The organism is Mucilaginibacter sp. (assembly GCF_964263795.1).
GTDB lineage: Bacteria > Bacteroidota > Bacteroidia > Sphingobacteriales > Sphingobacteriaceae > Mucilaginibacter.
In genome coordinates, this window is the sequence record NZ_CAXVWK010000064.1 from 1 (window position 1) to 4,137 (window position 4,137).

The window sequence follows — 4,137 nt, forward strand, 5'->3', positions numbered from 1 at the left end:
ATTAAAAATTGCAGCAGTATAAAGTAATTTTTTGCTCCAAGTGACTTTTGGATCCCAATGATATTGGTACGTTCTTTAACCGATACGAACATGATGTTGGCAATGCCAAATCCACCTACCAGTATCGAGAAACCGCCTATGATAGCACCGGCAACGTTCACAATGCCGAATAATTGATCTAACTGGTTAGATAATATGTTTGATTTATTAAGCGAAAAGTTATCCTCTTTACCAGGCGCAATGCTGCGCACCGATCGCATAATGCCGCGCACTTCGCTCTCTACTTCCACGTCGCTTAAATTATCCAGGCCGCGCACTACTATTTGCGGGTTGTATTTCTCGTTTTCAATATCAATGATATTCTTGGCAAAGTTAAGCGGCAGCAAAATTTCGTTATCGCTGCTGATGCCCAATATATCTTTACCTTCTTTAGTAAACACGCCTATAATGGTAACCTTACGGCCCATAATTTTGATTTGCTTACCCACACCGGTACCGCCCGGAAACAGTGCATCGGCAATATCGGCGCCTACGTTGGCAACAGGTGCCCCCGTGCGCGATTCGATATCCGTAAAGTAACGCCCATCCTGAAAGTCGAAGTTCCAGGTCTTATCATGATCGTGTGATACCGCATCTATCTGCGCGCCGTCAACAGTATTGCTACCGTATTTTACCGTCCGGTTATCAATGCTAATTTCATACGATGTAGCTTTTGCTGTTTGGCTGCGGCGGCGCAGCTGCTCAAAATCGCGCAGTTTGGGTACCGGGCGCTGCATATATTTCCACCACGGAAAGTTATCCTCGCCCACCCAGGGCCATTTTTGAATGTAAATGCTGTTACTGCCCAGTTTATTAACGCTTTGCTGCAAGTTATTACGCAGCGTATCTACCGCAGAAAAAACTGCAATGATGGTAAAGATACCTATCGTTACACCCAGTAAAGAAAGCAGCGTGCGTAGTTTGTTTTGCCTTAACGCATCATAGGCAAACAGGAAACTTTCGCGGATAAGTTTAAGTATAAGCATATCAATTAGCTATATATGGGTGCAAGTTAAAGGTGTGTAACAAAAACAACATTTGTTAGACGGTGTTATTGCAGTTAAGTTACACGGCATTTTGATTTAACTGTTTGAAACCTAAAATCTATCAAATACAGATTACCGCGAAAAAATAACAAAAATTCCGTACATTTGCGCCCTGAAAATTCATATATATAAGCATGAAATTATCTCAATTTAAATTCAATTTACCCGAATCTTTAATTGCCCATACCCCGTCTGACACGCGCGACGAATCTCGCCTGATGGTTTTACACCGTGACTCGGGAAAAATTGAGCATAAAATTTTCAAGGATGTTTTGGATTATTTTGATGATCAGGATGTAATGATCCTGAACAATACTAAAGTATTTCCTGCCCGTATGTACGGTAATAAAGAAAAGACCGGCGCTACTATCGAGGTTTTTTTACTACGCGAACTGAATAAAGAACTACGCCTTTGGGATGTATTGGTTGACCCGGCCCGTAAGATACGCGTAGGTAATAAATTATATTTTGGCGATGACGACCTGCTGATAGCCGAAGTTGTGGACAACACTACATCGCGCGGCCGTACCATCCGCTTTTTGTTTGACGGCACCGACGAAGAGTTTCGCCGTAATGTAGAGATCCTGGGCGAAACACCGCTTCCGAAATATATTAAACGTAAGGCTACTGCCGAGGATAAAGAACGTTATCAAACCATATTTGCCAAGCACGAAGGCGCTGTTGCAGCACCTACAGCCGGCCTGCATTTTAGCCGTGAGCTAATGAAACGCCTGGAATTAAAAGGTGTAGAATTTGCTGAAGTTACCTTACATGTTGGTTTAGGCACCTTCCGCCCGGTTGAGGTGGAGGATCTGACCAAACACAAAATGGATTCAGAACAGTTCATTATCGAAGAGAAGCAAGCACGTATAGTAAACCGTGGCATTGAGCGCAAAAAACGTATTTGTGCGGTAGGTACTACTTCAATGCGCACAATCGAATCAGCGGTATCTGCAGGTAAAACTTTGAAGGCCGCTAACGATTGGACCAGCAAGTTTATCTTCCCTCCATACGAATTTAGTATTGCCAACTCAATGATCACCAACTTCCATACGCCCGAGTCGACCCTGTTGATGATGGTAAGCGCATTTGGCGGTTACGAGCATGTAATGAATGCCTACGAAGTAGCTGTTAAAGAAAAATATCGCTTTTACAGCTACGGCGATGCCATGCTGATCATCTAAAATTGATGAATAGAGCGTAAAGATTATTTCTTTACCTGAGATATACCAAGAGATACAAGCCGGGCTTGTATCTCTTTTTTATTTATAGTTTTGTAAATAAATGTCGACCATTATTCACCCTCCAGTTACTATGCACCATTATGCAATTATTGTCGCCGGCGGCACGGGCAGCAGGATGCAATTGGCATTGCCCAAACAATTTATCGAGCTATGTGGTAAGCCGGTGTTGATGCACACTATTGGGGCCTTCGTAAATAGCGTATCGTCGCCTCAAATCATTTTGGTGCTGCATGCTGATTATCATCAAATGTGGAAAGAGCTATGCAATGTGCATAATTTTAAGACAAAACACCAATTAATTGCCGGCGGTGAAACCCGTTTTCATTCCGTAAAAAATGCGGTTGACCTGATTTATGACAATAATGTGCTAATTGCTGTACACGATGCGGTGCGACCGCTGGTAAGTGAGACAATAATTGATCAGTCTTTTCGTTTGGCAGCCACTTCCGGGACAGCCATTACAGCGGTTAAAAGCCGCGATTCTATTCGTCAGCAAAATGGTAGTGTGTCTAATTGCCTTGATCGTGAGAACATCTACCTCGTACAAACGCCGCAAACTTTTCAGTCGGGAATTTTAAAGGAAGCCTATAAACAAGCCTATAATCCATCTTTTACTGACGATGCCTCTGTGGTTGAACAGGCGGGTATACAAATAACACTTACCGAGGGCAGTTACAGCAATATTAAGATTACTTTTCCGGATGATGTAACTATTGCTGAAGCCCTTTTAAATAAAAAAAGCCACCAGCAATAAGCTGATGGCCTGTAAGATCTATTTCCTGAATCGATCAAGCCCGTCTGATCACCCCAAGCAACACCGCGATAACGGCAATCACGAGTAAAATGTGAATAACGCTACCCGCATGGATAAAGAAAAAGCCGAACAACCAGCCAATAACCAGTATTACAGCGATAATGTAAAGTAAACCTCTCATGTGTTTTAGTTTAATATATTTACCATCAACAAGAATCTTTTCCAAAGGTTTAAAAACAAAAAAAGCGCTGTAAACAGCGCTTTAATAATTTATTAACAGGGTTTAAGCCCTTCTGATTACCCCTAATATTACAGCGATAATAGCAATAACCAATAATACGTGGATAATATTACCACCGAAAGGGGTTACAAATGCTCCGAAGATCCAGGCAATAACCAATATTACTGCGACGAGGTAAAGTAAGCTTCTCATAGTGTTGTGTGTTTTTTTGTTAAAGTTTTTAGTTGAATGTATTTAGTGCATACCAAAATCTATTCCAAAAAGGCGTCTGATGAAAAAAAGCGAGGAAAGGCACATAATTTTATTTGAAGATCTTTTTGTCAAGCCCGTCTGATAACACCAAGCAACAACGCAATAACAGCGATAACCAATAATATGTGAATAATACCGGTAGCACCGGCGTAAAAAAATCCGAACGCCCAACCAATAATAAGGATAACAGCAATAATGTACAGTAAGCCTCTCATAGTGTATATGTTTTTAGTATAACTAAGTAAACTGTTGCCATACTTCGTTATTAATCATTCCAAAAAGGTGTTAACGCAAAAAAGCCCTCCGTTCGTAGAGGGCTTTTTATTATTCTGTTCTAAAGAATGATTAATACTCGTCTTCGTTGAAAAAGAAGTCGTCTTTGGTAGGATAATCCGGCCATATCTCTTCAATATTCTCATAAGGCTCACCATCATCTTCCAAGGCCTGCAGGTTCTCAATAACCTCAACCGGCGCTCCGGAACGTATAGCGTAATCAATTAATTCATCTTTTGTTGCCGGCCAGGGGGCATCTTCAAGGTGAGATGCTAATTCAAGTGTCCA

7 protein-coding genes are annotated in these 4,137 nt (G+C 41.6%); 2 read left to right on the forward strand and 5 right to left on the reverse strand.

All coding sequences use genetic code 11. The features are described from left to right. Positions 1-1,025 (reverse strand): ABC transporter permease (locus ACE5CV_RS11980; protein WP_374950414.1); only part of this gene is annotated, 1,025 nt, incomplete at its 3' end. Between the two features lie 194 nt (positions 1,026-1,219). Here ACE5CV_RS11980 and queA point away from each other — a divergent pair. Then, the gene (gene queA / locus ACE5CV_RS11985; protein ID WP_374950415.1) at positions 1,220-2,269 is read left to right on the forward strand and encodes a tRNA preQ1(34) S-adenosylmethionine ribosyltransferase-isomerase QueA; all 1,050 of its coding nucleotides are present in this window, start codon (positions 1,220-1,222) and stop codon (positions 2,267-2,269) included. Between the two features lie 100 nt (positions 2,270-2,369). Beyond that, positions 2,370-3,083, forward strand: coding sequence for a 2-C-methyl-D-erythritol 4-phosphate cytidylyltransferase (locus tag ACE5CV_RS11990; RefSeq protein WP_374950416.1), 714 nt, complete (start codon positions 2,370-2,372; stop codon positions 3,081-3,083). A 34-nt stretch (positions 3,084-3,117) separates the two neighbouring features. Here the strand turns inward: ACE5CV_RS11990 and ACE5CV_RS11995 are convergent, their stop codons facing one another. The 4 genes from ACE5CV_RS11995 to ACE5CV_RS12010 form a co-directional block, all read right to left on the reverse strand. Continuing rightward, positions 3,118-3,309, reverse strand: a complete 192-nt coding sequence (locus tag ACE5CV_RS11995) for a lmo0937 family membrane protein (RefSeq protein WP_374950417.1) — start codon at positions 3,307-3,309, stop codon at positions 3,118-3,120. 57 nt (positions 3,310-3,366) lie between these two features. Beyond that, the gene (locus ACE5CV_RS12000) at positions 3,367-3,516 is read right to left on the reverse strand and encodes a lmo0937 family membrane protein (RefSeq protein WP_191165086.1); all 150 of its coding nucleotides are present in this window, start codon (positions 3,514-3,516) and stop codon (positions 3,367-3,369) included. Between the two features lie 128 nt (positions 3,517-3,644). Then, positions 3,645-3,791 carry a lmo0937 family membrane protein gene (locus ACE5CV_RS12005; protein ID WP_374950418.1) on the reverse strand — a complete coding sequence of 49 codons (147 nt, stop codon included), beginning with the start codon at positions 3,789-3,791 and terminating at the stop codon, positions 3,645-3,647. Positions 3,792-3,921: 130 nt separating this feature from the next. Continuing rightward, positions 3,922-4,137, reverse strand: a 216-nt coding sequence (locus ACE5CV_RS12010; RefSeq protein WP_374950419.1) for a DUF2795 domain-containing protein, incomplete at its 5' end; no start/stop codon positions are given.